This window comes from Halocatena marina (genome assembly GCF_023276375.1).
Taxonomy (GTDB): domain Archaea; phylum Halobacteriota; class Halobacteria; order Halobacteriales; family Haloarculaceae; genus Halocatena; species Halocatena marina.
In genome coordinates this window covers 862,152-887,084 of record NZ_JALLPK010000001.1, presented here as the reverse complement: position 1 = coordinate 887,084, position 24,933 = coordinate 862,152, and the positions used below count along the sequence as shown (strand labels likewise).

At 52.5% G+C, this 24,933-nt stretch carries 22 protein-coding genes; 7 read left to right on the top strand and 15 right to left on the bottom strand.

Going from position 1 to position 24,933, the window contains the following annotated elements; genetic code table 11:
* Positions 1–73: 73 nt before the first annotated feature.
* Positions 74–1,129, bottom strand: a complete 1,056-nt coding sequence (locus MW898_RS04275; protein WP_248904851.1) for a glycosyltransferase family 4 protein — start codon at positions 1,127–1,129, stop codon at positions 74–76.
* A gap of 525 nt (positions 1,130–1,654) precedes the next feature.
* Here MW898_RS04275 and MW898_RS04270 point away from each other — a divergent pair.
* A complete protein-coding gene (locus MW898_RS04270) occupies positions 1,655–1,960 on the top strand; it encodes a HalOD1 output domain-containing protein (protein WP_248904848.1) in 306 nt (101 codons plus the stop codon).
* Between the two features lie 129 nt (positions 1,961–2,089).
* On the opposite strand, the gene MW898_RS04265 is transcribed toward MW898_RS04270, so the two are convergent.
* The 3 genes from MW898_RS04265 to MW898_RS04255 all read right to left on the bottom strand — a co-directional run bounded on the left by MW898_RS04265 (position 2,090) and on the right by MW898_RS04255 (position 4,643).
* Positions 2,090–2,647: an FAD-dependent oxidoreductase gene (locus MW898_RS04265; RefSeq protein WP_248904846.1), complete on the bottom strand. Its 558-nt coding sequence runs from the start codon at positions 2,645–2,647 to the stop codon at positions 2,090–2,092.
* A gap of 85 nt (positions 2,648–2,732) precedes the next feature.
* Positions 2,733–3,851, bottom strand: coding sequence for a DUF354 domain-containing protein (locus tag MW898_RS04260; protein ID WP_248904844.1), 1,119 nt, complete (start codon positions 3,849–3,851; stop codon positions 2,733–2,735).
* A 156-nt stretch (positions 3,852–4,007) separates the two neighbouring features.
* The gene (locus MW898_RS04255) at positions 4,008–4,643 is read right to left on the bottom strand and encodes a DUF7344 domain-containing protein (RefSeq protein ID WP_248904841.1); all 636 of its coding nucleotides are present in this window, start codon (positions 4,641–4,643) and stop codon (positions 4,008–4,010) included.
* Positions 4,644–5,183: 540 nt separating this feature from the next.
* Between MW898_RS04255 and MW898_RS04250 the strand changes: the two genes are divergently transcribed.
* Complete coding sequence (locus MW898_RS04250; protein ID WP_264383099.1) at positions 5,184–6,203, top strand: lipid II:glycine glycyltransferase FemX; 1,020 nt, start codon at positions 5,184–5,186, stop codon at positions 6,201–6,203.
* Between the two features lie 80 nt (positions 6,204–6,283).
* On the opposite strand, the gene MW898_RS04245 is transcribed toward MW898_RS04250, so the two are convergent.
* The 6 genes from MW898_RS04245 to MW898_RS04220 form a co-directional block, all read right to left on the bottom strand.
* Positions 6,284–7,579, bottom strand: coding sequence for a glycoside hydrolase family protein (locus tag MW898_RS04245; RefSeq protein WP_248904837.1), 1,296 nt, complete (start codon positions 7,577–7,579; stop codon positions 6,284–6,286).
* A 96-nt stretch (positions 7,580–7,675) separates the two neighbouring features.
* A complete protein-coding gene (locus tag MW898_RS04240; RefSeq protein WP_368409189.1) occupies positions 7,676–8,680 on the bottom strand; it encodes a GNAT family N-acetyltransferase in 1,005 nt (334 codons plus the stop codon).
* 64 nt (positions 8,681–8,744) lie between these two features.
* Positions 8,745–9,647, bottom strand: coding sequence for a polysaccharide deacetylase family protein (locus tag MW898_RS04235; RefSeq protein ID WP_248904834.1), 903 nt, complete (start codon positions 9,645–9,647; stop codon positions 8,745–8,747).
* Positions 9,640–10,707 carry a non-hydrolyzing UDP-N-acetylglucosamine 2-epimerase gene (wecB, locus tag MW898_RS04230; protein ID WP_248904832.1) on the bottom strand — a complete coding sequence of 356 codons (1,068 nt, stop codon included), beginning with the start codon at positions 10,705–10,707 and terminating at the stop codon, positions 9,640–9,642. The genes MW898_RS04235 and wecB overlap by 8 nt, the downstream gene beginning before the upstream one ends.
* Positions 10,700–11,692, bottom strand: a complete 993-nt coding sequence (locus MW898_RS04225) for a glycosyltransferase family 2 protein (RefSeq protein ID WP_248904829.1) — start codon at positions 11,690–11,692, stop codon at positions 10,700–10,702. The genes wecB and MW898_RS04225 overlap by 8 nt, the downstream gene beginning before the upstream one ends.
* A gap of 1 nt (position 11,693) precedes the next feature.
* On the bottom strand, positions 11,694–12,716 hold the full coding sequence (locus MW898_RS04220) for a Gfo/Idh/MocA family protein (RefSeq protein ID WP_248904826.1): 1,023 nt from the start codon (positions 12,714–12,716) through the stop codon (positions 11,694–11,696).
* A gap of 427 nt (positions 12,717–13,143) precedes the next feature.
* On the opposite strand from MW898_RS04220, the gene MW898_RS04215 reads away from it, so the two are divergent.
* Positions 13,144–13,713 (top strand): DUF7344 domain-containing protein, encoded by a 570-nt coding sequence (locus MW898_RS04215; protein WP_248904824.1) that lies wholly within the window; start codon positions 13,144–13,146, stop codon positions 13,711–13,713.
* Positions 13,714–14,297: 584 nt separating this feature from the next.
* Entirely contained in the window at positions 14,298–15,890 is a 1,593-nt protein-coding gene (locus MW898_RS04210) for an alkaline phosphatase family protein (RefSeq protein WP_248904823.1), read from the top strand.
* A 13-nt stretch (positions 15,891–15,903) separates the two neighbouring features.
* On the opposite strand, the gene MW898_RS04205 is transcribed toward MW898_RS04210, so the two are convergent.
* Both MW898_RS04205 and MW898_RS04200 read right to left on the bottom strand, forming a co-directional pair.
* Positions 15,904–16,485 (bottom strand): metal-dependent hydrolase, encoded by a 582-nt coding sequence (locus MW898_RS04205; RefSeq protein ID WP_248904821.1) that lies wholly within the window; start codon positions 16,483–16,485, stop codon positions 15,904–15,906.
* The gene (locus MW898_RS04200) at positions 16,485–17,624 is read right to left on the bottom strand and encodes a DUF1616 domain-containing protein (RefSeq protein WP_248904818.1); all 1,140 of its coding nucleotides are present in this window, start codon (positions 17,622–17,624) and stop codon (positions 16,485–16,487) included. Before MW898_RS04200 ends, MW898_RS04205 begins: the two co-directional genes overlap by 1 nt.
* Before the next feature lie 427 nt (positions 17,625–18,051).
* Here MW898_RS04200 and MW898_RS04195 point away from each other — a divergent pair, with 427 nt between their 5' ends.
* Positions 18,052–18,327, top strand: a complete 276-nt coding sequence (locus MW898_RS04195; protein WP_248904816.1) for a winged helix-turn-helix domain-containing protein — start codon at positions 18,052–18,054, stop codon at positions 18,325–18,327.
* 150 nt (positions 18,328–18,477) lie between these two features.
* Here the strand turns inward: MW898_RS04195 and MW898_RS04190 are convergent, their stop codons facing one another.
* Both MW898_RS04190 and MW898_RS04185 read right to left on the bottom strand, forming a co-directional pair.
* Positions 18,478–18,615, bottom strand: a complete 138-nt coding sequence (locus MW898_RS04190; protein WP_248904814.1) for a hypothetical protein — start codon at positions 18,613–18,615, stop codon at positions 18,478–18,480.
* Positions 18,616–18,748: 133 nt separating this feature from the next.
* A complete protein-coding gene (locus tag MW898_RS04185; RefSeq protein WP_248904812.1) occupies positions 18,749–19,171 on the bottom strand; it encodes a helix-turn-helix domain-containing protein in 423 nt (140 codons plus the stop codon).
* 486 nt (positions 19,172–19,657) lie between these two features.
* Here MW898_RS04185 and MW898_RS25460 point away from each other — a divergent pair, with 486 nt between their 5' ends.
* Entirely contained in the window at positions 19,658–19,786 is a 129-nt protein-coding gene (locus MW898_RS25460; RefSeq protein WP_264383097.1) for a hypothetical protein, read from the top strand.
* Between the two features lie 84 nt (positions 19,787–19,870).
* Here MW898_RS25460 and MW898_RS04180 read toward each other — a convergent pair whose 3' ends face one another.
* Positions 19,871–20,260, bottom strand: coding sequence for a hypothetical protein (locus MW898_RS04180; protein ID WP_248904810.1), 390 nt, complete (start codon positions 20,258–20,260; stop codon positions 19,871–19,873).
* 532 nt (positions 20,261–20,792) lie between these two features.
* Here MW898_RS04180 and MW898_RS04175 point away from each other — a divergent pair.
* Positions 20,793–24,857 carry a heparinase II/III domain-containing protein gene (locus MW898_RS04175; protein ID WP_248904808.1) on the top strand — a complete coding sequence of 1,355 codons (4,065 nt, stop codon included), beginning with the start codon at positions 20,793–20,795 and terminating at the stop codon, positions 24,855–24,857.
* Positions 24,858–24,933 lie beyond the last annotated feature (76 nt).

The following is a 24,933-nucleotide window of genomic DNA, read 5'->3' as shown; positions in this document are numbered from 1 at the left end:
TCCCAGAGTTGCACAGAACGCGGCTTTGTTATTGATCGATTGTCTAGCGTAAACGAACGATTACCCGCTCGAATCACCCGCTTGGGAGACCAGCGTAAATATCGTGGAGTGTCTTCTTTGCGGCGGCCCACGAATACGTATCGCGCGTGAGCTGACGGTTTTGTCGTCCCATCTGTTCGGTCTGTTCTGGGAGCGAGACGAGCGTGGTGAGCGCTTCGGTTAGTTGCTCTGCATCACCGGGGTCGACGAGAATCCCATTCTCCTCGCCGATGACTTCAGGGATACTCCCAACAGTAGTCGAAACAATAGCGTTTCCGCCGGCCATTCCTTCCAACATTGCGATCGGAAGCCCCTCAGCGTACGCCGGAAGCACGAAAATAGAGCCCGACTCGAGCAGTGCTCGTTTGTCCTCCTCTGAGACGTACCCGAGGTAGTCGACAGCGTCGTACTGGTCTGCTACCGCCTCAACCGTTTCTGTGAGTGGACCACTCCCGGCGATGCTCACGCGCACATCCTGCTCAACGACGATCGCTTCGACAGCATCGACAAGTTCGTGGACGCCTTTCCGCTCGACGAGATTCGAGACGAAAACGATGTGCGGCGGATCACCGCCGAACGTGGGTGTGTACTCGCTGGGATCGATCGCATTCGGAAGAACACGGAGCTTTTTTTCATCGACACGGGTCGATAACACGTCGTGCCAGTAGGGAGAGAGCACGATGACGCGGTCACACGCCTCGAAGACGAGGGACTGTATCCGTGAGACGAGCCACGAATCGGTCATCACGAACTCATCGAATGATGAGCCGTGGATGTGGAGGATAACTGGACGGTTCCAAACGGATGACGCCCACAGAACGTAAAACGCCGCGCGATAGAAGGAAAATCGGTGCGAGGTATGAACGTGAACGATATCCGGCGGCGATCGGAATGGGAACCGGAGTGCCGCCAGAAGAGAGGCGAGCGTGGACGTAATCATCCACCATACGCCAGCCCCTTTCGGTTCGGACATCATATCATACACCGACGCGTCAACGCTACCGTTGAGAGCCTGATACTGTTGCTCGACGTATTGGTGAATGCCACCGCCGCCGAGCGTCCCGACGATAAGAAGGCGATCGATATCCATCTCGATGCTTTCAGGGCGGTCTCGTTGTTCCTTTGTTATAATGTACCATACTTGTCGTCTGCCGGAGTACGAATCAGCTACTACTGACGCATCTCATCATCGTGGCCGCGTTTCAAAACATTGCTAGTACGACCCGGAACGACGGCTTGGGCACCACTGTGGATGGCAGTCTGGTACACGAAAAACAGCTTATGCTTACTGTCCTGTAAGTAGTTGTTACGATCACTCATAATTCAGACATTTATTCTCACATCGCCCACTATAAACCACATCCTACTACACCATACAGTAAACTACTACGGCGACCCCAATTTGACAGTTTGGAGTCGGTTATGGTGGACGGGATGGTGCCGTGCACCGTCGAATAGTCATCACCTATTCGTTCCAAAATATAAACAGTGGGAAATTCCAAACGAATTCCACATCGTTTATATAGGGCGTGGGGCATTATTGGGTTGTTGTCTGTCTATGGGCTGCCACCCAATCAACACAACAATGAGAGCAGACATCAATACGGAGGCTGCCATGGGAGTAGATACGGAGAATGAGGGGGAGTGGACGTCTTTCGAATCGGATCTGGAAGATGTAGCGATGTTCGGATACGATCCATCAGAACATGATCTCGGTGTGCGAGTTGTCGAAGCAGTTGGTTCAGTTGCAGATATCGACGAGACAGAGATCATCACACCGCTGAACGACGCTATCGATCCTGAAGCACTGGATACGTTATTCGTTCAGGGGATCGGTGGACGGGTGAGTTTCCCGTTCATCGACTACCAAGTGACTGTAAGCGTTTCAGAAAATGGTACCGGCCGAATCTATGTTGAATAACTGAATCGGGCATCAGTAAGCGCGGATGCCTGAGACCATCAGAGAGCGATGGGTCGCGTTCTCATTGAGGAGCGGCAGGTACTGTTTCCAGCAACGGTAGCGATCTATAACCAGCGATACGATTTGGTATCACGCGGCGTCTGCTGGTGTATCGAAGTCGTGGAAATGCTGGCCTTTTTCTTTCGTGAGAATGTTCAGTGCAGCTGCTGCGCCGTCACCCGCTGAGATGACAGCTTGCCACTCTTCGGCGCGTACCATCGCTCCGGTTGCGTACGCGTCTTCGATACTCGTTTCCATCGAAAGAGACACATCCACCGTTCCGTCGTCGGTGAACGCACAGCCGAGGGCTTCAGCGAGGTCTCGGTTTGCACCCGTTGCGAGCACAACGTACTCGCTTTCGTACTCGTCGCCGTCGGTCGTCACGGTGAACCCTGCTCCGTTTTGATCGAGACTGGTGACGGCCGCTCCCTGATGACGATCGATGCCGAACTCTTCAATTTGATCTCGAGCGTCGGACATGAATTCGCTCCCGTCGATGCTTTCGATACCGAGATAATTGAACAGGTGTGCTTTGTGCATCCACGTCTCGTCAGTGTCGAACACTCTCGTTTCGAGTTCATTTTTCGCCGTGAACAGCGCAGCGCTCAATCCGGCTGGACCGCCTCCGATGACAGTGACGTGTGTCATACGTAGTCACTACGTAGACCTGATTTATAATGTTTTGACTGAACAGGGCACCACTATGGACGACCGCTTTCACTACGATGTTTGTTTACTTCTGCTGTGGTGACCGCTCTTTCCGTATCGGTTGCTGTTCGTGCATGGAGCGTCGATGGAGGTTTTCAACAGCAGAAGCGTCTCCGGCTTCCACTGCGAGCGTTGTTATCGTCTTTGTTGGATTCACCAGCTCGCTCACGTATCGGTCGCGTTTGCGTTCCCATTCGCGCTCGACACCGGATTGGCTCAGAACAGTCTCAGCAGTTTCCAGCACTTCCTCAAACGTTCGAAGATTGTAGACGAGATTATTTTCTTCGAGTTCGAGGAAGTTCCCCATATCTTCGGGCCCGACGAACGAGTTCGAACGGATCGCGGGGGTTCCGAGCAACGCTGCTTCAGTCACCATCGTCTGTGTGTCAGCGACGAGCAACGACGCTTCCGCGAGTGTATCGTGCAACAGAGCTGGATGGATGTCAAACGGACGAGCAGGAAGCGAGTCAAACGGGAAATCCTCGCCTTCATCGGAGACGAACACTGTAGCGTGCTCGGCCAACTGCGTAATTAGTTTGCGGCGTTCGTCAGCCGAGAATCCGCCGTGGCCGACATCGTGGTGAGAGCCGAAGGCATTGAGACGAACGAGGACGTACCGCTCATCGGGCGTGAGATCGAGGTGTTTGCGGACGTTGACTGATGGCTCATAGACGTTCGGATGGAGATACGCACATTCTTTGAATCCATTGAAGACGTAGTGATTCGAACCAAGATCCTTACGGAACGCCATTGGTGTCACGATGGTTCGAGCGAACGGCATCGAAATGGTGTGATCTAGTCCCGTCGGCTCTGAATCGAGGACCAACACGACTGGCGTCCGCGTGAGTGCGCCAGCGTGGGCAGCATACGCACCCATTCCGAAGATGAGATCTGGATCGAATGAGAGCGCATGGCGGGCAATGCGAGCGTAGTGTTCAGGGAGCCGTCGGAGTAACGACCAGCGCGTCGTCCCACACGGCCCGTACACAGTGTATGAGAGCCCGTACCAATCGAGAAGATCGATAGTACAGCCATAATCACGCGCCAAGATCGACACCTCGTGTCCTTCATCCCGAAGCGTTGCGACCGCGTGCTTGTATAGGTGAACGTGAGCCGGGGTGTTTGTGAAAAATAGAAATCTCATAAACTGCTCAAAACCGGCGAGTGGCTTTGTTAATCGGTACTTTGTAGAGAGTAGACACGTACCACTTCAACGTCGTTGCTTACGGGCCATAATTGCAAGAAATCGATGGATAGTACGTGTCGACCTACCACCAGCAGGCAGGGCGAACAGCATCCCTCAGCGTTCAGCCAGAGACGATAGGTATGTAGTTATTTCATTCGGGGTACTATAGATATGAACTGTAGAGAGGAAGACAAATCCCACGAGGATACCTGCGAGTAGTTGCGTAAGCGAGATACCAATTCCTGAGATTACATTAATAGCGAATATTAGGCTGCTTATTCCCGTGAGTAGTAGGTAATAGCGAGGCCAAGCATCGGATTCGTTCGATTCGAGATCCAAGTACGGTTCGAACTGCTCGGAGGTCGCTCCGAGTGCTATTGTCCCCCGCGCTTTATCGAACTCGATCGCACTGGTGTCATCCATTTTTGGTAGGTGACACTGGTACAACCCGACGTAGACTCGTTTTCGTTCGCGAGAAGTGAGTGCGGCCTCCGTGGTGTCGTTTTCGAGCGCAGCGATATGTTCTGCGAGTGCCCCAATGGTCACCGGATTATCGTGCTCGATGAGATACTGGAGGGTTCGTCTGCGGCGCTGATTTTTCAAGACCTCGAAGATCCGGTCGGGACCGAGTGACGGGCCGGCACTCGTCTCTGTTTCGGTTTCGGTGACGGTTGATTCGGCTTCCATTTCTGTTGAAGCGCTATTCCCGACTGACTGTGTCTGTGAGTTATTCGGTGCCTTGGTGCTCATTGGCTACCTCCGTGTCTTTCACGGACGTTACCGGAAACGATACAACATTGAAACTCCAAGCTCGTAACATTGACATGACTCTCAATGCCCGGTACTGCGGTGCCCCGACGCTGTGAGTAGTGGGCAGTTACCGCGGCGCGAAGTATTACGTCTGGTGGTCACTTGTAATTAATTGTCCGAGAATATTCATAATTGGCAATGGGAATATAGAATAGAACTAACTGATTACAGATATAACCTGCTGTATCTTGCTATTCTCATCGAGTATGCGCCTGACAGATGCCAGTTTTATCAATAGGCAATTAATAAATCTCTAGGAATAATACATATTATCGAGACCATCGTCAAATTTTTTATTGTATTATCTACTGCTGTTAATCGGTATCTAATATAAAGTGAATGGAGGTAAAATGATGGAATCTGATACTCTCCCTATGTAATATAATTACGTAAAGACTGTTATTCTTATCAAATTATAATACATATCAAATATTGATGGAAAACGACACAGTGTTGGAACCCGAACGTTCGGATAGTGACATGGGAGTCGAAATCGAGCGTATAGATGGTAGTGACAACGAAATATGGAATAGACTTGTCGAGCAATCACCGCACACGTGTTTGTTTCACCGGCACGAGGCGTTGTCTGTGCAAGCTGAACACGCAGATACTGCGGTTCATCCACTCGTAGGGTACGTGGGAGAGGAGCCGATTGGGTTGTTTCCTCTGTTCGAACTTACACGTGGACCAATTCGGACCGCATTCTCACCACCGCCAGAGCTTCGAGTCTCCTATCTCGGTCCCGCACTATTGAATGGAGACGGGCTGAAACAGCGAAAGCTCGAACGTCGGCAGCGCCAGTTCATCGATGGGTGTTTCGAATGGGCCGACTCGGAGTTCGATCCGAAATACGGACACATGCGTATCCACGGCTGTTATGACGATTTGCGACCGTTTCTCTGGAACGGCTGTGATGTGACACCGTCGTATACATACCTCGTCGATCTCTCTCCGGGACCTGAGGATCTCCTGATGTCGTTTAGTCGTGATGCCCGAAGTAACATTCAGGATGGAGAAGAGGAAACATTCACAATTGAGGAAGGTGGTCAAGCAGCAATCTCCGATATCATTGAACAGGTGAATAACCGGTACGAGAGTCAAGATATCGACTATCACGTTACGCCTTCATTTGTGAAGGAGTTGGCAGCTGGTCTCCCCGATGGATCCGTGCGTCCGTACGCGCTTCAGGTCGATGGTGAGTTCATCGGTGGGCTGCTCGCACTCGACGACGGCGATACTGTGTATCGATGGCAGGGTGGTGTCCGGACAGATATCGACATCGATCTTCCTGTGAATGATCTACTCGATTGGCACGTAATGACCGAAGCAATGGAGCGAGACCGAGCGACATACGATCTCGTCGGAGCGGACAATCCCCGCATCAACCGCTATAAGGCGAAGTTCAATCCAGAACTCGTTCCGTTCTATACGGTCGAACGCGGCTCACCGGTGATCACGTCACTAGCACACGCCTACAAGTGGATCCGCGACCGGACGTAGGCACAAGCTGTGAGACGTACGAATTGTCGCTGGTAGCTCCCCTGATACAATGAATTCAGCAGCTGATTGCCAGTGACAGCCTAGACATCCACTGTCTGTTTCGATTGGTTCTGCAGAGCTATCAGATACTCCGACATCGCGTATGCCATCCACGCCTGACACCACCGCATCAACGTTACCCGCGTCGTATAGAAGCGGTGTTTTCGGTAGTAGAACTTTCCATCACCCACATAAAGGTTGTCGAGCGCCCATGCAAGAATACGTCGTGCGAAATCAAGATCACCAGCGTAGGTAAACACGAGAATCCCTTGTGCACTCGCGTGGATATCCCGTGGGTACGATTTCTTTTCGTCCCAGTTCGGTGCACCGGACGGATCGAATAGGGTCTCCCGATAGAACGTGAGTGCCCGATCCAGCGTCTTCGCGTATCGATCAGTGCCGGTCACATCTTGATACCGGAGGAACGCCTCGATGACAAATCCGTTGTGATGGTTGTCCATTGAGAGATGTGAGGCTGACGGAGGATCGCGGTAGGTCCAGCCACCGATATCGGTCTGCAGGCCAGCGATGTGGTCGAGGAGACATTTCGCTCGGCGGCGGTAGGACTCGTCTCCGAATTGGTCGTACAGATCTATGAGCAGTCTCGCACCAATTGCACCGGCGTTGATCGTATACGAGTCACTCGGGTGGTTGAAGTGGTAGTCGATGCACGCTCCATCAGCGACGGTTCGGTAGTTGAGATCGTCGACAACGAAGTTGGCAGCGGTTTCTGCGACAGACAGGTACATCGGATCGAGCGACGCGGCCGACAGTAGCGACTTGACAGCGTATGAGGTCGAGACGACATCGGGATCATTCGGCACTCCACGGCTGTGGAAATGCTGAATTTGATGTTTGTGGCCCCCACAGAAGCCACTGTACCCGACGCTCCGATTCGAGATGAGCCACTGATTGAGCTGGTAACTCTCGTCTTCGTAATCGACATCGGTATCGATACCCATCTCAGACCAAGCACCGGATCCCGGCGTCGACGCAGACGTCTCATCCGGAGTGCACACCGATTGGAGTTTGGCGGTGTTCAGATTCGTCATTGCGAATAGCGCCGTCCCCTTGTAGTTACGCCGTTGCTCAATGAGCAACAACGGTCGAACGTTGATAGGTGGTCGTTTCGCGACCTCTTGGACGACGAGATTCAGCCACTTATTATCGATTGGGAACCACTGGAGGAGCTTACTGCTCATCCCGTCACCGTAATCCCATCCTTTGTAGTCCCGTGTTCGAGCGTAGGCCAGCGTTTTTCGCAGGATATCGATTGTGCGTTGCTCGTCGTTAAGTGCGGATGTCTCGGTCGTATAAGTTGAAACGCGTTGTGTCATGGTTTCGTTGGATCGGTTGATGAGCTGAGCGGAACGGTTGGGTTGCGTTGCTGTTGGTTCGCTTTTCGTTCGATAACGAGACTACGACTCGGATATCTATCGAGTTGCGAGATCATAAACACCTTTTGCAAGCTTCATTTCTAGACCGTTGGATTCGACGACGTAATACGGGACAAGCATCCCGCTGAACTTTCCTTTGTATCGACAGAGCCGTTCTGTGTTCGCACCGACAAGATCATAACGAGTGACCGAATCCAACTCTGGTTCTTCGATGATATCCTCAATGACGGTCCGATGAAGAAGGCTGTTGACGCTTACACCTTCGTGAGTTGCCGTGATACCTCCCAGCCAGTAGTAGGCAGTATCATCGGAATAAAGAACGATAATGCCACTACAATAGGATCCATCATCCGTACGGGCGACGTACACCCGATGATGTACTGAATCCGCGTTGAGGAGATCCTGAACGAACGACCAGTCAGCAGGCGATCGTGCTCCGTAATCGGCGAAGTGTTCGTTCACAGAGTCACAGATCTGCTCTGCTGTGTCCATCCCCTCCACCGAAATCGTGATGTCGCTCGACTCACGGTTGCGCATCTCGTTCCGGAGGCTCCGACTGAACGGATCCATCACGTTGTCGACCGTGCAGTCTTCGAGATCGAGAACGTAGGTGAATCGTGGTTGTACCTCAAGACGGTTCCACTGATACGGCCGTGGATCAGGATAGGCCCTCGGACAGATCATCCGAAAGAGCGTCGATCTGGCCTCGACATCGAGATCGTCGAGTATCTGTTCGGCAAACCCTTCGTTGACAGTTTCTTTCTTTCGTTGCTTTGGACTAGCACTCAGCACAAGTGGGCCGAGTCGTGGAATCCCCATCGAGGGGGGTGGCGAGGTCACAACACGACCGATCGTTCGTTCATTAACGAACACCGGCAAGAGTGCGACCGGCTGTTCACCTTTGAATCCACCGTATAATCGCAGCTCCCCATTAGAATGATCGTCGATAGCTGAGAGAACTGATGGTGTGTGAAACACTTCGGTCCCTGACGAGGGGAGTGCCTCATCCCACTCGGACAGCGTGAGTCGTTGCAGATCGATTGATTTCGTGCTCATGATGAACCTCTTTCAAATTTCGTTATAATTCCTATCATCTATTTTACTCTTAGAGCTCCGTTTTTGGTCTTGTTTCTGTGCTGTCGGGCGGTTTTGCAACGTGTGGATAGAGCTCTCCGGGCGGCCCAATCCATGCGTTCAGCTCTTGGGCGCGTTCTATGATGTATCGGTACAGACGGAGATATCCGGGGAACTCATCTTCGTTGAAGTACCGAAGGTGCCAGAGAATAGTCATCACAGCATCATTCTCTGCAGCTTCCCGAAGCAGCCGATCGCATTCAGCGATCGCCTCATCTTCTTTCGTTCCGGGATCTGGGAGTGCGACTTCCATGATTGTCAGTGGGAACACAACGAACGAGTTGTCGAACGGCCGTTTGACCCCGTAGCCGTTTGTGAATCCATAACTGGTGCTCGAACCCAAGCTCGCGTCGTAGCGCAGTCCCAACTCGGCGTGATACTGCCACGTCTGTGGACGATCGAGATTGAGATAGTGCTGTCGGCCACCGAGGATCGAGCCGTCATAGAGTGATTCGAGCACCGCTTTCTCGTAGGCGAGACGGAACTGATCCGCGTACGAGTGATAGGATCCGTGGATCCCAATCTCCCATCCTCCGCGGTCGAGTGTGTGGATGACGTCGACGATCGCCTCGTCTGTGATGTCGTATCGCCCGAGCTGTTGTATCCAGTTCTCCGAGCGAAACCACGAAACGGGCGACTTATCCCGCAGCAGATCCGGCTCGTTTAGGAAGTAAAACGCAGACCGGACGTCGAAGTCATCCTCGACCGCCATGATCGTCTCGAACTGCCAGTAGGGATTTCTCTCAGGAAGCATCGACAGGAGATGCGATGGCTGGCGGTCGGCGAGCGCGTAGTACAACGCTTGCGGCCATGCCTTGTACGGCCGATCGATATCGTGCGTGAGACACAGCGCAAATTCGTAATCATCAAACACTATCAATCACCTCAGCAACACGCTCTGCGGCTCGACCATCGCCGTAAAGCTGTGGTTTCGGCGGATTAGGCTCGTTCTGCGCGAGCGCCTGTGCGATACGGTCACTGTCAGCCCCGACGAGTGTATTCCAACCACAGTCTATCGTCTCGACCCATTCTGTTTCATCGCGTAATGTAATGCACTGCGTATCGAGGTAGAACGCCTCACGCTGGACGCCACCAGAGTCAGTTGCAACGAGTGTTGCTCCTTCGAGGAGACTGACGAAATCAAGATAGCCAACGGGATCGATGATCGTGAGTTGATCGCAGGCCAACTGCCACAGACCGTTCTCTTTGAGCGCCGCTTCGGTTCGCGGGTGGATCGGAAGAACGACCGGGACCGAGACACTCGCCAGCCCACGGATGATGGACGACAGTCGGCTTTTGTTGCTCGTGTTGCCCGCTCTGTGAACCGTCGCAAGAACGTATCCATCCGGTTCGAGATCGAGTTGCTCGCGGATTGCCGACACCTCGTTGGCGCGTTCGCGGACGTACAGAATGGCATCGTACATCACATCGCCGGTCTCGTGAATCTCGCCAGGAACACTCTCAGAACGGAGTGTGTCTACAGCACTGCTGGTCGGCGCGAGTAACACGTCTGCGAGGTGATCGGTTGCGATTCGGTTGTGTTCTTCGGGCATCGATCGATTCCCGCTCCGCAGTCCAGCCTCGATGTGAACGAGCGTCGTCGAGCGCTTCGCAGCAACGAGTGCACCAGCAAGCGTCGAGTTGGTGTCACCGTAGACGATCATCACGTCTGGTGATTCTGCGTCGAGCACATCGTCGAGTTCGATCATCATCTGCGCAGTCTGGTCGGCGTGGGTTCCCGAACCGACACCAAGGTTGTACGCTGGTTCGGGGATGTCGAGCTCGGCGAAGAACACGTCCGAGAGCATCGCGTCGTAGTGCTGACCAGTGTGGACAAGCACATCGTCGTGCGAGCGACGAAGTGCGTTTGACACCGGAAACGCCTTGATGAACTGTGGTCGCGCACCGACAACTGAGAGGATTCGCTTACTCATCTTCACCAACCACCACGGTTGCATCGTTCGCGTGTCGACTCTCGGCCATCGCAAGCGCCATCAGCAAACCACCGAACACCATCCCTACAGTGCTGATCCGCGAAAACAGCGAGCGTTTGCGAGAGAGTGTTCGAGTGAGGAGAATGACTCCCGCGAGTACACTGATCACTGCGGCTGATAAACCCGACTCGAAGGAGCCGTGCTTCGACATGTACCGCTGATGGAGCCGCCAGAGGAACCGACGCAGCAAGAGCCCGGACATCCGTGGGACGAAGTTGCTGTAGCGGATACCGCTTTCTTCTTCTCCGTAGATAGCTGGCATCGCAACGTCTGCGATAATTGCCTGCTGGACGTTCAAATGGACGAGAATGTCGTTTCTGAACCCATAGCCGCTGTACAGATCAGAGATCGAGAGACGCTCGAGCGCCGACCGAGAGATGGCATTGTATCCGTTTTGGGGATCACTCATGCGCCAGTAACCGCTCGCGATTCTCGTGAGAGCGGTCAGAATGAGGTTCCCGATGACACGCAGCGGTGACATCCCTCGAAAATGGGACATTCTCGAAAGGCGATTGCCTTTCGCGTACGTGGCTTTTCCATCGATGATCGGATCGAGGAGCCGATGGAGGTGTGCTGGATCCATCTGTCCATCACCGTCCATCACCGCGACAATGTCTACTCTATCCTCAAGTGCGTGCTCGAATCCCGACTTGATCGCACCGCCAACCCCTTGGTTGGTCTCGTGTCGGATGGGAACGACCATCTGTTCGGCGTTTCGCCCTCCGTCGGGAACAGGAGACGTAACGGTCTCATTCACCGGCGTAGCAGCGTGTTGGGTGATTTCGTCCCACGTTCCGTCGGTCGAACAGTCATCGACAGCGTACACTCGGTCAACGAATCTTGGCATGCGGCTGATCACATCGCCAACCAATCCCTCTTCGTTGTACGCTGTCACGACGACGCCAATCGTATGATTTCGATACATATCATATCCCTCCGATGGAATCCGACCCGCTATCGGCGAGGATTCCAGATCCAATCTTCTGTGGAATCTCCTGTTCGGAGCTGGTTGCAAGCGCGTCTATCTGCCGTACAATTTCGAGCGCTCGCAGTCCGTCTGTCCCCGTGACAACTGGCTCCGTTCCGTTCGTGACCGCGTCAACGAACGACAGTAGCTCGTGTTTCAGTGGTTCGCCGTTCTCGACCGTCGGTCGTTCAGTGATACTCTCGTGGCGATAGCGAACGCCACCAGCCGATTCGACGTACTCCGGTAGCGAGTGGCGGTGAATTCGAACTGTCTGCTCGATGTAATCGACGACAATCAAACACTCGCTCGTGGTGATCCAACACTCACGGACCTTCTGCTGTGTGAGACGACTCGCTGTCAGCGTCCCAACAATGTCATCATCGAACTGGAGCGTCGCGGTGACGTGACGGTTGTCACGGCAACCAACAGCACTAATCGACCGTGGCTCGGAATCGAGGAGCGACAGAAGAATGTCAATATCGTGGATCATCAGATCGAACGCAACACTCTGATCGACGTCCCGGTCGATCGGTGGTCCGAGGCGGCGTGCATCGATGGCAATTACATCAAGATCGGCGAGTATATCGGCAAGCGTCCGAATTGCCGGGTTAAATCGTTCGATATGGCCAACTTGAAGAACAACGTCTCGTTCGTTGGCCTGTTCGATAAGATCCTGTCCGACAGACGGGTCATGAACAAATGGCTTCTCGATGAGAACGCCAACACCAGCGTCGATCGCCTCTCGAGCAATCGGTGCGTGCGCACGCGTTGGGACGACAATCGATACCGCTTTGGCCTCCTCGAGAACCGTTGATTGGTCGAGTGCACGTGTACTATACTCAGCAGCGACTGCTTCTGCGCGCTCTTCGTCTTCGTCTACGACGCCGACGAGATCAACCCGGGGTGACTCCGTGTAGACACGCGCGTGGTGCTGACCCATATCGCCGACGCCGATGACCCCGACAGGTAGCTGCTCAAACATGGCTCCAGTCAAACGCTTCGGTATGAGTATTGGACACGATCGCAACTGCCGATGAGGAACACGGTCCCCGTGTGGACTGTGGCTCGAACGACACACAACTACTGATGAGCTGAATGAACTGTGAGTATCTTCGAGGGCGAGACATACAGGGGCAGAACTCGTTTCTCCCTTGCTTTGTTATTGACAGGTTTCATCGAGTAGAAGTATATTTACGAACATGAAGTTTGAGTATTATGTAGAATCACGGCTGGATTCAGCCAGTAATGTGGTTGCTCTGTGAATGCTCGTCGATAGGAATCAATATCAGGTTTTACGGTGTCCGTTAGTATCGGTCTACAAGGCGTAGGTCGACTGTAACAAAGAACGTAACCAACATACCTCTACTTCCTCGGCGGCGATGACGACTACTATCCCGACGGATAATGGTATGTCAACCAATCATGAATCAAGCGATGAAGAGCCACTGTCGCAAGATCTTGTCTTCGACTTGCTGAGTAGTCCTCGCCGTCGATTCGTCCTCTACTATCTCCGATCGGAAAGCGAATCGATGCAGTTGACTGATCTTGCTGACGAAGTGGCTGCCTGGGAGTATGATACACCAGTAGAGGAACTGACCGAACAAGAGCGAAAGCGTGCGTACGTTTCGCTCTATCAGACACACGTTCCAAAACTGGCTGAAGCAGGACTCATCGACTACGATACGGAAAGCGGAACGATCCGTCTGACCGATCGGGCAAGCGATGTCGATGAATACCTCCCGAGCGAGGGAGGATACGACATCAGATGGGAATTGATGTATCTCGCGATTGAGATCATCTGTGTGGTGATATACGCCATCGGCGTCATCGATGTGGGCGTGTTCGCCGCAGTGTCAGTAACTGTGTCGGGAGCAATCATCCTCGGCCTCTTCGGCCTGACGACGATTATCCATTACCTCTCGATACGACAGCGCGAGCAACGTCTCCCGATCGAGTTAGCCACTGACGATGAGAGATAATTCCCATCATTGAACAGCAGCGGTGACGAAGCGGACGGAACGGTACTGGACATGGGATCGACGTGCTGTGTTCCTTTGTCCTTCATTCGCCCTTACTTTGATCCGAATCTCTAGTGAGATCACGACGTAACTCCTTGATCGAAGTCACAGCGTCCGATTAAGCCAAGTAGTGTCTCTGTTTCATTTGCAAGTCAGCGTACAACCAGACTCGTTGTTCAGTACTATGATTGTTTTTGATGATATATCGATCGAAAACGACTGAACTGAATATTCGGCCCCAATTACAGCGGTTTTCGCTCGTCGTAAACAGAATTGGATTGAAAGACCGGTGTTGATGTGAGGATCATTCCCCACGTAATATATAATTACGAAGATACATCGTGATCCAAACTAAACTACTGATATATCTCCACAGTCTTTCAAGCGCAGCTGAGCATATTTGATGGCTACCACTCTGCAAGACATACACTATCATTCCCTCTCGGTTGTCATTCCCGTGATCTTCAGAGTAAAGGCGGGACAAACGTAGACTGAAACGAGAATGAATACCATAACAAAGGGCGAGCGATGCCATAGACGAATCGATGGGCGATAACGGGAGTCTGCGGACGCTTTTGATCGGCATCGATGCCGCTTGTTTACCGGTGCTCAAACCGCAGTTCAAGCAAAACCGGTTACCCCACTTACAGCGACTTCTCTCGGGGGCAAGCGGATCGCTCGAATCACAGATTCCACCGTGGACTGCGAGCGCCTGGCCGTCGCTGTATACGGGAACAAATCCAGGAAAACACGGTGTTTTTGACTTTCTTTCATTCGACGGGTATGAGTGGAACGTTGTCAATGGGACGCACGTGCGACGACGGACGCTGTGGGAGTATCTCGACCGATGCGGCTATCGGAGTGTTGTCGTCAACGTGCCAGTCACACACCCACCGCGCCCGTTCGATGGAGCTCTCATTCCCGGATATACCGCTCCCGAAGCACCGAAATGCCACCCTCCGGAGATACTCTCAGACGTCGAAGAGGCGATTGGAGGGTATCAGTTGTACGGAGACGTCGAATCAGCAAAAGACTGTATTCGGATGCGCGGTGACGCGTTCCGATATCTCGCAGAGCGTTTCGAGCCGGATTTCGGATTTGTCCAGTTTCAGTGGACAGATACGATCTGTCATAAAAAGCCAGGTGACTGGGCCGCGCTAGAGCGAATCTACGGTGCGGTTGATGAACAGATTGGCGAGCTGCTCGACGCGTGTGAACCCCAGAACGTCTTCGTCGTGAGTGATCACGGGATTGGCCCCTACGAGGGCCGCTCGTTCCTCGTAAATGAGTACCTCCGCGAGCATGGCTTTGTTCAGACGACAAACGGTGGCACTGGAATGCCGTCGTGGGCAGGTGTCCGAGATGCACAACTCAAGCACGGTACAGAGGCCACACAGTTTGATTCAAGTTTCATTGAGCGATTGACAGCAAGCACAGCGAAGATGGGACTGACGAGTCAGCGAATCGAATCGATCCTCTCTGTTATCGGCCTCGATGATCTTGTTCTCCGACACGTACCAATGAGAGCAATTAGTACCGCGACCGAACAGGTTGACTTTCCACGTTCGATGGCATACATGCGCTCGCGTACTGAGCTCGGTGTTCGTATCAATCTCGAAGGTCGTGAACCAGACGGCATCGTTCCAGAGTCGGAGTACGAGTCGGTTCGATCCGCTCTCATCGAATGTTTAGAGCAGGCCGAGACGCCCGCAGGGAAACCAGTATTTGAATCGGTTGTTCGGCGCGGACAGTACTTCAAAGGACCAGAAGCGAACCGAGCAGTGGATATCTTAACAATCCCAACTGATTTCGATCAGTTTCTCTCAACTCGTCTCGGAGCAGGACAGTTCGATGCCCCAGAAGAACCATGGAATCACAAGCGTGCCGGACTCATCGCAGCACGAGGCGCTGTGGTCGACGAGACAGTGCCACTCAATAACGCACACCTGTTTGATGTTGCTCCATCGGTGTTGGCAACCTTTGATGTTCCTGCCGATGTGGAGATGGACGGTCAGACGCTTCCGATCGTCGAATCAGCGGGAGAGCGAAAATATCCGCTGTTCGATCCCGATGCCCGGCGAAAAACACACAACGAAACGATCGAGGATCGTCTCAAAGATCTCGGATACTTAGAATGAATTTATAGAGCGTTCAGATCTGCGTTCGGACGCGAGCGATCGTGACACGAAGGATACCCGCTCCGGGCATTCCATCGGCGTACCACATTATCCCTGCCGAGCCGAGTAATCCTACTTCGAGCATTAGATACAGTTGGCCAGACGGTGAAGATAGATACTGTACCGTTCGTTCGATTAAATGCCTGAACTCATAGACAAACCCAGAAACGTGTCCCGATTGGGCAGGAACGATCGGCCAGAAGAGAAAATCGATCCACGGACCGCCACCGTACAACACCGGATAGAATACATCGCCTGGGAGGTGCAGGAGATATCCAATCGCAAACGCGACTCCTAACTGGGGCACTCCACGACGGTTAGCGAGAATGATTCCAATCGCAGACAGCGGGAGTGCTGTGAACAGAGAGTGCGCGAGGGAGTTTCCGGATGGAAGTAGCCCAATCTCCCACGCGAGCGGTTTGTCGATGAGATCTGGAAACTGAGTGCCAAACGCGAGAGCAAGCACGCCCATCCAACCAGGTGGTGATCCGGTGCGAAAGCGAGTAAAAAAAGAATAGAAAAGATAGCCAACAGCGAGATGCTCCCACGGCCACATCAGTCGACCACCGCTATTCTCGTAGGGCTAGTATTCGCCAGTGATTGCCCTGTTCCAGATCCAGACCCCGGGCCTGATCCCGTTCCTGTCCCTGAACCTGTTCCGGAACCGCCTGTTGGGTTTGTCGCTGTCGGACTCGGGTTATCGACCCAGATAAAGAGCGTCTGATACGCATTGGATGCCGTCGTGACTGCCGGGGGGTCACCTTTGTAGATGAGGTACTGCAGCCTGAGATTCTCACCGTTCATCGATGGAGATACGGTGTGAGACAGATAATCTGTTTCGCCATCCACAACAGTTGTCTGGAGACGCTTCAGTTCGTCCGAAGAATTCACAGACGTCTGTTGCCCATTTGTTTCTACGCGCTGTATCTTGACGACAACTGTGTACGACACTGACTCTTTCTCATTGTTCTCGATCGAGAGAATGAGGTTCCCTCCGTTTTCCGCCATTGCATTTGAATAATTTGCGGCAGTGAGATCGCCAGTCGGACCACGGGTGAGAAGCGAGGTGTTGGTGTACGACGCCGATTGGTTTGGAACGAGAACTGCATAACCCAGCGTTCCTACCGCGAGAATAACCGAAATCGCCAGTCCGATCCGGAGAAGGGTTCCGATCACTCCCCCGCTGAACCCGTTTGTCCGCAGCTCAGACATCCAGTGGCTGACTGGGATGCGATATCGATCCCGCATTGGTAGTCGAAAGCGTCGGTACGTCCCATAGATCATTCCGAGCGTGATAATCGCAGTGAAGACCCAGAGGATGGCTCGGACACCGAACCCCTGATCGTTCACCGTCCAAAAGACGAGCGCGATCGGTGGTATCAGCGCGAGACTTATGCCGAACGACAATGCAACTCGCTCGACACCGCTGATACTCCGAGAGAGTGGATCAAACGTGTTGTATCGAGAACGACGAGGCTGACCTGGGAACAACACTGTCAGGATCGCGTAGCCGGGAAAAAACAACAGGAGTGGAAATCCGAACACTGCCCGAATGGGCGGACGGTCAACCATCAGGACAACAAGATCGGCTATTACTGCAAAACCGATAACGAGAATGGTTTCCCATAGGAGCGAACCAGTGATGAGCCGACGCCACCACGACCGCTCTGAAGTTGCGTTTGTCACCGTATCCACCTCTGAAGCCTCCCCCGTCCGCACTCTTTGGATCTAATGAAGTGATAAGAGCGAGCCAAACGACTCAATGGATTGATTATCGGGGTGCCCATTGAACTGATTTCAGCCAGTGTTCGCGCATTGTTATACGGTTTCTACCGTATGAGTAAGGAATGAATAGGTTCCTCAAATGGATATGTTACATGATCCTCTGTGATACTCGAAGATCAGCGAAGCAGCGACCTTTACCGGAGTAATTAGTCCCAAACAATAATCGCCCGCTTCGTAAGGATGACTGCTGAGCTACGATTCGCAAGGCAAAGTTATTTAACTTAACTAACAAAAAGTAGACACACGCAACTGCTGTGGTACGTGGTATATTACTAAACCTGTATTCGGATAATACGGGACGTTGTGAGGACGACTGTGACACCATGGAGGACACCCAATGACACCAAACTGGGACGAAGTGAGTTTCGTTATTAGCTCTAATTATCGCGTAGCCGTTCTCAAGCGACTAGCAGTCGGTCCTGCGACACCATCGCAGATAGCCGATGACGCAGATATCTCGATATCTCATGTCTCGCGTGCGCTTGGACGGCTCCGAGAACGATCGCTCGTTGAGCTACTCGTTTCAGAAGATCGTCGAAAGGGACGAGTTTACGGAATCACCGAACAGGGGACAGAAATCTGGCAGACAATCGAAGCAGAGAACCTTGTGTGACCTGTTTCATTGCTCAATAATCTAATCCAACTATTCTATTATCTGAGAACACAGAGACGGTAGTAGCAAAGATGCAGTATCGAGCGCAAAATAGACGATCGAAGCGGTACCGTTCGATCAACGATTTTCCGTTCTTGTGTGTACCGTCACTCAAGTACTACCGTGGTGAGTATCGTCGATATCGGCTCCATCTTCTGGAAGCAGCAGCTCCGGGGTACGATCGTGCATACTAGTATTCGCAAACATCGCGATACGCTCCCAATCACTGTCAGTCAACCACTCGGACATCACTGATGAATAGGTGGTATCTCAGGAAAGTTATTGACTTCCTATATTCCATAGAACCACCAATGAGACCATATTCACGGTATACACGCCTTTGAACCCGGTACAAAGTGGGTACGCATAAGGAACATTTAGGTTATCGATTGGCAGTTTCACGGAGTAAGCGACGAACGTGACCTAATGAGTAGGACACCTCAAAATTGCGTTTAATGTGTTGCTGGAGCAGCTCTGGAGTCCACGATGACTGCTCGTAATCGAAGTCCGTGGGCGATGATTCGAGTGCAGTCTGAAGCGCAGATTGCTGTTTGTCGCTGAGTTTTGGTGGCCGCCCGGGTCTGGAATCGTCGTGTACTGCCTCTTCGATTGAGCGGTACTCGAAGCGATCGAGCCACGAATACACTGTCGAACGCGACAGTCCATAGCGAGCGCTCAGTGTATCTACCGAAACACCATCTTTGTACGCCAGCGCAATCATGAGACGCTTTGCTGCCTTCGCGCTTTCAGCCTCGTTGAGAGCCTCTCGAAGGCGTTCAACCGTGACGTTGGCGAGTTTGTCCATGGTACGGATAACAACCATGGGTAAAAAAATCTAAGTATTTCTGCGTGTCGAATAGATTCGGATACATAACATCGACAGATAATACCGTACACATAGTGGATGACTTCGGCTCTGTACCGAGAGAGTGAACAGACATTCGAGGATACTGCTTGCGTACATCTCTACTATTAAGCTTGGCTAGATCCTACATCGTAGTGGAGCATAGGAGATTAGTATTGAATTACCGTCTTCGCTACCTACATTCAATGATGACTAGAAACCCCAACGTACGAGAGTTCGTGATCTATTAGCTGCCTATTAAGGTTAGATTATAATGATTTCGGTCGAGATCAGGGATGCGTGTGATCATTTGTTTCTCACCGGGAAGAGGATGGTCCGTGCGAAGCGCGTATTTCGCTAATTATTGACCAATTCTACAATAGAAGTGGCAATATGATGTTATAAAATGCCGTTGTTGTTATTACGATCAAATCGGTATACAGCCACATGCGTATTCCACAACTGACGACGATCAAGGGAGCATTCGATTATCTTATCCTGCTCATCCTCGTATTGGCCGCCATTTGTGGCCTGTACATCATCGCCGTGTACGTCGGAATCGCGCCGGGACTGTGAGTCTCCAACAGGATAATTCCAAATCGAGTCAGAGTTGTACATTCTCCCACTACCCATCCAGATAGGGTTGTGCCATCGACAGCGTTAGTTTCGCTTCGGGACGATGCTGCGCTCTGCGGTGGATTCGTCCTGTTCGTCATCGTCGTCCGAACAGGGAGGTCGAATATCTAAAAATTGATCATCAGACGTCGTATCGTCGATGTTACGAGTGTAGCGTTCCAAGAGGGCTGCGTATGAATCGTCTTTGAAAGCAGTTACAGACGAATCGGTCCCGTCATCAGCTCGCCACGTCCGACTATACCAGCGATAAATGAGAAGCCCGAGACCGGTGCCTCCGAAAAAAAGTGGAACAGTACCGACTGACTCGCCGTCGACAAGCTGGAACACGCCGAGCAGAACGGCTCCGACCGAAACGCAGAGAGTCGTTCCGATCACAGCGTATTCCCACTCCGGATCCGTAGTTCGTGTCGCCATCGTATCCACTTCGTGAGCAGACATAAAAGAGTATTCGACTGTCTTCCGATCTACTCACACATTCATCACGTATTCTATCACATTAAACGCGTTTTTCGATCGAGTTATCCCCCACAGTATTCTCCCGACGTACGCCGTTGCAAAACAACGATGAGGGGGACGAATGAAAACAGGACGTTGGCAAATCCACGTGAGTCGGGTTGTTCGGTGACAGATATATTTTCACTCACCGACGAGTGATTGAGACTTTGTTAGCTTTCCTCATCGATCGCTCACAGTGCCACACTACGAAGAGCAACCGTCCTAACTCACTAACATATCAAATAAAAATTCTTTGCTAATAATATACCTTTCAATCCAAAGAATAGATCTTTATTCACAAATCTCTCGATAAGCGCCCTCTATCTGCTTTCTCCACTGAACTGAAAAATGCATTCAGATATAATATACCGTCATATTTCAGCCACTATTTTAGACATATTATATTTATTTGATCAAAAATCTTATTTCCTGATAGTGTTAACTCGGCATAATGGTCGATACAGCCGAGAAGTGTCGTATTCGTGCGAACGGAACGGATTCTCGTAATCTTGGATGCGTGGCCGACAGCTCGCCTGTGAATCGTCGTAATTTCATGAAGGCCTCAAGCATCACAACTCTCGGGCTATTGGCGTCTTCGGAGAACGCGACAGCGAAGACAGCGTCGGGATCGGGGAAATCTCGACCGACATACTACACATCATCAGAGCGCCAAGCAGCACGCAAAAACATCCAGAAGTATGACTGGGCCAAGACGGTCCGAGACGACGTAGTCGCGGCCGCGGATACTATTCTCTCATACTTTACACTCGATGATCTCTGGCGATACGTTGGATCACAAAACATCCCGCGATCGGCGTGGCTCGCGAGACAGACGGCCAGTCACCCGCCTGAATCAAGCGAGTGGGAAGCAAAATTTCCGGTCGACGGAATCGAGCCCGCGACTGAGCCCGGCAAACAGTGGAAGATCACCAACGGGAAGTATACACTGCCGACGAACGACTTCGAGGCGTATCGTCAAAGCGGGCTGGACGACAAAGGAACGTTCGATCCGGAGCTCGCGGACGAATCTCACCTCGTAAATGAAGAGCATCCGGAGAAAGGGAAAAAGTGGGGTGTCGACGACGGGCTGGGTTGGGTCGACACGAACGGCGATATCGGGACAGCCGGTCAACGCTGGGTACCGGTCGCGTGGACACATCATTGGATGGTCGTCTACGGATATCGGTCACTGGTAGGTACACTGTCCGAGGCCTATCTCTACACGCGCAAGCAGAAATACGCCCGTGCCGCTTCTGTAATTCTTGATCGCGTTGCAGATGTCTACCCCGAGTTCTCCCTTCAGAACACCGTTTACTTCGATGATGGAGGATACACGGCACAGAACGGGTTTCCGAACCCGGGACACGGGGGAACGGGACGCGGGAAACAGATCGGGTCGATCTGGGAATCGTACTGGATCAAGGAGCTCTTGATCGCGTACGATGCTGTATTTCCGGCACAAACAGGTGATAAGAAGCTCACTTCCTTTCTCGATGGAAAAACGACGGAGTTCAGCGGACTCACACCCAAAACAAGTGTCACCGAGATTCGCTCAAACATTGAGACGGGACTGGTGCAGGAAGTTCTGCCAGCGATTAAGAGAGCGCAGATTCGTGGTAATTTTGGCTCACACCAGACCACACTCGCCGTCTCGGCAGTTGTGCAGGATGATCCAAACGGATACACTGGCGATGCGATCGACTTCCTCTTTAAAGAGGGAGGACTCAAACATACGGGCGATGACTCATCGTGGGGGGCGTGGAGAGTCACGGGAGGCGATGTCCTGCCGTCGCTTCTCGGGATGTTCGACCGGGATGGGTTCCCATTCGAGGGGAGTATCCACTACAATAGCCTCGTGAAAAGTGCGGTTCAGAGCGTCGGGCAAGTGTTGAACGAATACGAGTCCTACTCGGGAACTGATCTTACCGAGAACGCCTTCTTCAAGCAGATGATCGATCAACAGGAGTCGCTCGTCTTTCTCAACAAATACGTACCCTCGCTCGGGGATACAAAACACGCCGGCAACCCAGGATTCGATGAGATGATGCCGATTGATAATCTTGTGCAGGCGCACACAATCTACGGCGGGACAGAGCTTGCCAAGTGGATTCATCTGAGAAACAGCAACACTACTCAGGGGCTCCGTGGAGGGATATTTGATCGAGAACCAAACGCTGTCACTGACGCAGTGACACGCAGTATCGATGCAGCGGGCCCACTCGAACTCGATAGTCGACAGCTCGCTGGATTCGGATTCACCGCTCTCCGTGCAGGTACCACAGAGTCGAGCAAACGGGCCATCTGGACCTACTATGGCAGAAACGGATACGGTCCGGACGTCGGGTACGGAACCAGCCATTGCCACCGCGACACCCTGAACATCGGCGTGTTCGCTCATGGGTTGGATCTTTCACCGGATCTCGGATATCCAGAAAAAACCGGCGACTGGCCAAAGCGGTGGAACTGGACGGCAAACACTATCAGCCACAACACGGTCCTCGTCAACAAGCACGAACAAGAGAAGCAGTGGGTTTCGACACCGAAGCATTTCGATCACACAGACCGCGTACAGCTGTTCGATGTCGACGCCTCGAACGTCTATGAGGAAGTCGATCAGTACCGGCGTACCACGGCACAGATCACAGTTGATGAAAACGATTCCTACGCTGTCGATTTCTTCCGGGTAGACGGCGGACACGATCACCACTTCAGCTTTCATGGAGCACAGACAGAGACCAACCGATCGACACAGAAGGCAAAACAAAACTACGAGTCGCTTGTTCTTCACGATGGGGGAGGGAGGGTATCGAGCCGTCGATCGAGAACGACCGAACACAGCGCCATAGAACTCATTAACACGTCTCCAAACACGCGTGATTGGCGTGGCGTCGCCGTTCGATCAGACGGAGAGACGACGGCCAGCGTGACCATCGATGCTGCACTGTTGGGCGCTCGATGGCCGATCAATCAGTCGGTCTATCTCGGTCAAGATATGGGGGGTCGACACGTGTGTGCCGGTATCGGTTTGTCTCGCGATGCGAATCTTCGGCTCGGGCTGTTCTACCCTGAGACGGAAGTTTGGGACGATTACGAAGAGATAAACTGGGAGAGGATCGGATTATTCAACACCAGTACGACAGAATCGAGTGGAGACAGCGTGTCCGTTACGTCCGGGATGCGTGGTCGTGACATCGCGCCGCCTGAAATCGAGAGATACAGAGGACAGACTCACGTTGGAACCGATTCGTACGATTCGAGTTATGCCTGCACAGTAGACGGTAAACTCGAACTCACCGTTTCCGTCGCCGGTATCGGTGTCGATGTCGGTCTCACCGCCAATGGATCGACGCTCGGGAGAGGATCGTTCTCACTCGATAGCACGACCGATGACCGGATGGGCGTCTTTGGCGCGACCGACAACAACCAGATCGGCCGGCTTCTCTTCGAAGATTTCAAGCTGGATGGCACGCCCGTGGCGTTCTTCGAAACGAACGAGGGATGGAAAGGAATGAAATCACAAACGGGCGTCACGACGCACGGTCTCACACTCACAGCACAGCAACGCGGCACGTACGCTGGAGTGGATGTGCCAAAGCCCGGACACGGAAAAAATACCGACTACAACGAGTCGGTCGGGAACGGTTTCAACTACCTGTACAACGTTCGGTGTGACGATGATCCAAGTCCGCCATTCAGCGTCGATTGGAGCGTCGCTGACCACTGGAACGTTCGCTCGGAGAAGACTCGACCGCATCTTCGATTAACGATGGTTGCGGATGCTGATACTGTCGCGCTCGCCGAAGGCGACCCACCACAACGTGGAGACAACCCTGATGCGTTTACGTATCTCATCGCACACCGGTCTGGGAACGCTCTCCGAACCGTGTTCACCTCTGTCATCGAACCGTACGAAAAGAGCCGATTCATCGAATCGATCAGTGCGGTTCCAGTCGAGAGCGATGATCCGACTGCACGAGCAGTGAAAGTCGAGCTGACAAGCGGACGCATCGACTACGTCGCTAGTGCATCTGATCATAGTACGACTCACTCTGTTGGGAACGTATTCTCGTTCAAAGGCGTGTTCGCGGTGTACACCGAGGACGATCAACAAACGCCGACGTACGCTTATCTCAACGACGGAGTGTGTCTGGAGTCGCAACGATGCAACGCTCCGCTTATCGACGATCCGTCGGGGCGCATCGAGGGGACGGTAACGGATTTTACCTGTGACCTCTGTCTCGATAACACTATCGAGATAAAAATAACGGAGGGACTGTCTGGCCAGTGCTCGCTCTCAGATGTGATTGGTGCTTGGATCTACGCAGACGCCGTCGAGAATCGAAACGGTGCGTACGAGATCAAGGACGCAAAGTGGGTGTCAAATAATTGTGCGCTGCTCACCGTCGGACAGACAACGACAGTCAAGGACTTTTCGGAGGGTAATACGAAGTACGAGTATATTCTCAAACGAGGTGGCAACTTCACAATCCCACTCTCCAAATCGTGGAAAGCGTGATAGCGGACCCCAGATTCGAACACCGGGTGATGTGTGAAACGAAGACCAGTCACTAAAAGAGAGACAACACGACCCT

Excerpts from the sequence above, each read along its gene's own strand:
- MW898_RS04275 (WP_248904851.1), bottom strand. The coding sequence starts at position 1,129 with ATGGATATCGATCGCCTTCTTATCGTCGGGACGCTCGGCGGCGGTGGC.
- MW898_RS04270 (WP_248904848.1), top strand. The coding sequence starts at position 1,655 with ATGGGAGTAGATACGGAGAATGAGGGGGAGTGGACGTCTTTCGAATCG.
- MW898_RS04265 (WP_248904846.1), bottom strand. The coding sequence starts at position 2,647 with ATGACACACGTCACTGTCATCGGAGGCGGTCCAGCCGGATTGAGCGCT.
- MW898_RS04260 (WP_248904844.1), bottom strand. The coding sequence starts at position 3,851 with ATGAGATTTCTATTTTTCACAAACACCCCGGCTCACGTTCACCTATAC.
- MW898_RS04255 (WP_248904841.1), bottom strand. The coding sequence starts at position 4,643 with ATGAGCACCAAGGCACCGAATAACTCACAGACACAGTCAGTCGGGAAT.
- MW898_RS04250 (WP_264383099.1), top strand. The coding sequence starts at position 5,184 with ATGGGAGTCGAAATCGAGCGTATAGATGGTAGTGACAACGAAATATGG.
- MW898_RS04245 (WP_248904837.1), bottom strand. The coding sequence starts at position 7,579 with ATGACACAACGCGTTTCAACTTATACGACCGAGACATCCGCACTTAAC.
- wecB (WP_248904832.1), bottom strand. The coding sequence starts at position 10,707 with ATGAGTAAGCGAATCCTCTCAGTTGTCGGTGCGCGACCACAGTTCATC.
- MW898_RS04225 (WP_248904829.1), bottom strand. The coding sequence starts at position 11,692 with ATGTATCGAAATCATACGATTGGCGTCGTCGTGACAGCGTACAACGAA.
- MW898_RS04220 (WP_248904826.1), bottom strand. The coding sequence starts at position 12,716 with ATGTTTGAGCAGCTACCTGTCGGGGTCATCGGCGTCGGCGATATGGGT.
- MW898_RS04215 (WP_248904824.1), top strand. The coding sequence starts at position 13,144 with ATGTCAACCAATCATGAATCAAGCGATGAAGAGCCACTGTCGCAAGAT.
- MW898_RS04210 (WP_248904823.1), top strand. The coding sequence starts at position 14,298 with ATGGGCGATAACGGGAGTCTGCGGACGCTTTTGATCGGCATCGATGCC.
- MW898_RS04205 (WP_248904821.1), bottom strand. The coding sequence starts at position 16,485 with ATGTGGCCGTGGGAGCATCTCGCTGTTGGCTATCTTTTCTATTCTTTT.
- MW898_RS04195 (WP_248904816.1), top strand. The coding sequence starts at position 18,052 with ATGACACCAAACTGGGACGAAGTGAGTTTCGTTATTAGCTCTAATTAT.
- MW898_RS04190 (WP_248904814.1), bottom strand. The coding sequence starts at position 18,615 with ATGTCCGAGTGGTTGACTGACAGTGATTGGGAGCGTATCGCGATGTTT.
- MW898_RS04185 (WP_248904812.1), bottom strand. The coding sequence starts at position 19,171 with ATGGACAAACTCGCCAACGTCACGGTTGAACGCCTTCGAGAGGCTCTC.
- MW898_RS25460 (WP_264383097.1), top strand. The coding sequence starts at position 19,658 with ATGCGTATTCCACAACTGACGACGATCAAGGGAGCATTCGATTATCTT.
- MW898_RS04180 (WP_248904810.1), bottom strand. The coding sequence starts at position 20,260 with ATGGCGACACGAACTACGGATCCGGAGTGGGAATACGCTGTGATCGGA.
- MW898_RS04175 (WP_248904808.1), top strand. The coding sequence starts at position 20,793 with ATGGTCGATACAGCCGAGAAGTGTCGTATTCGTGCGAACGGAACGGAT.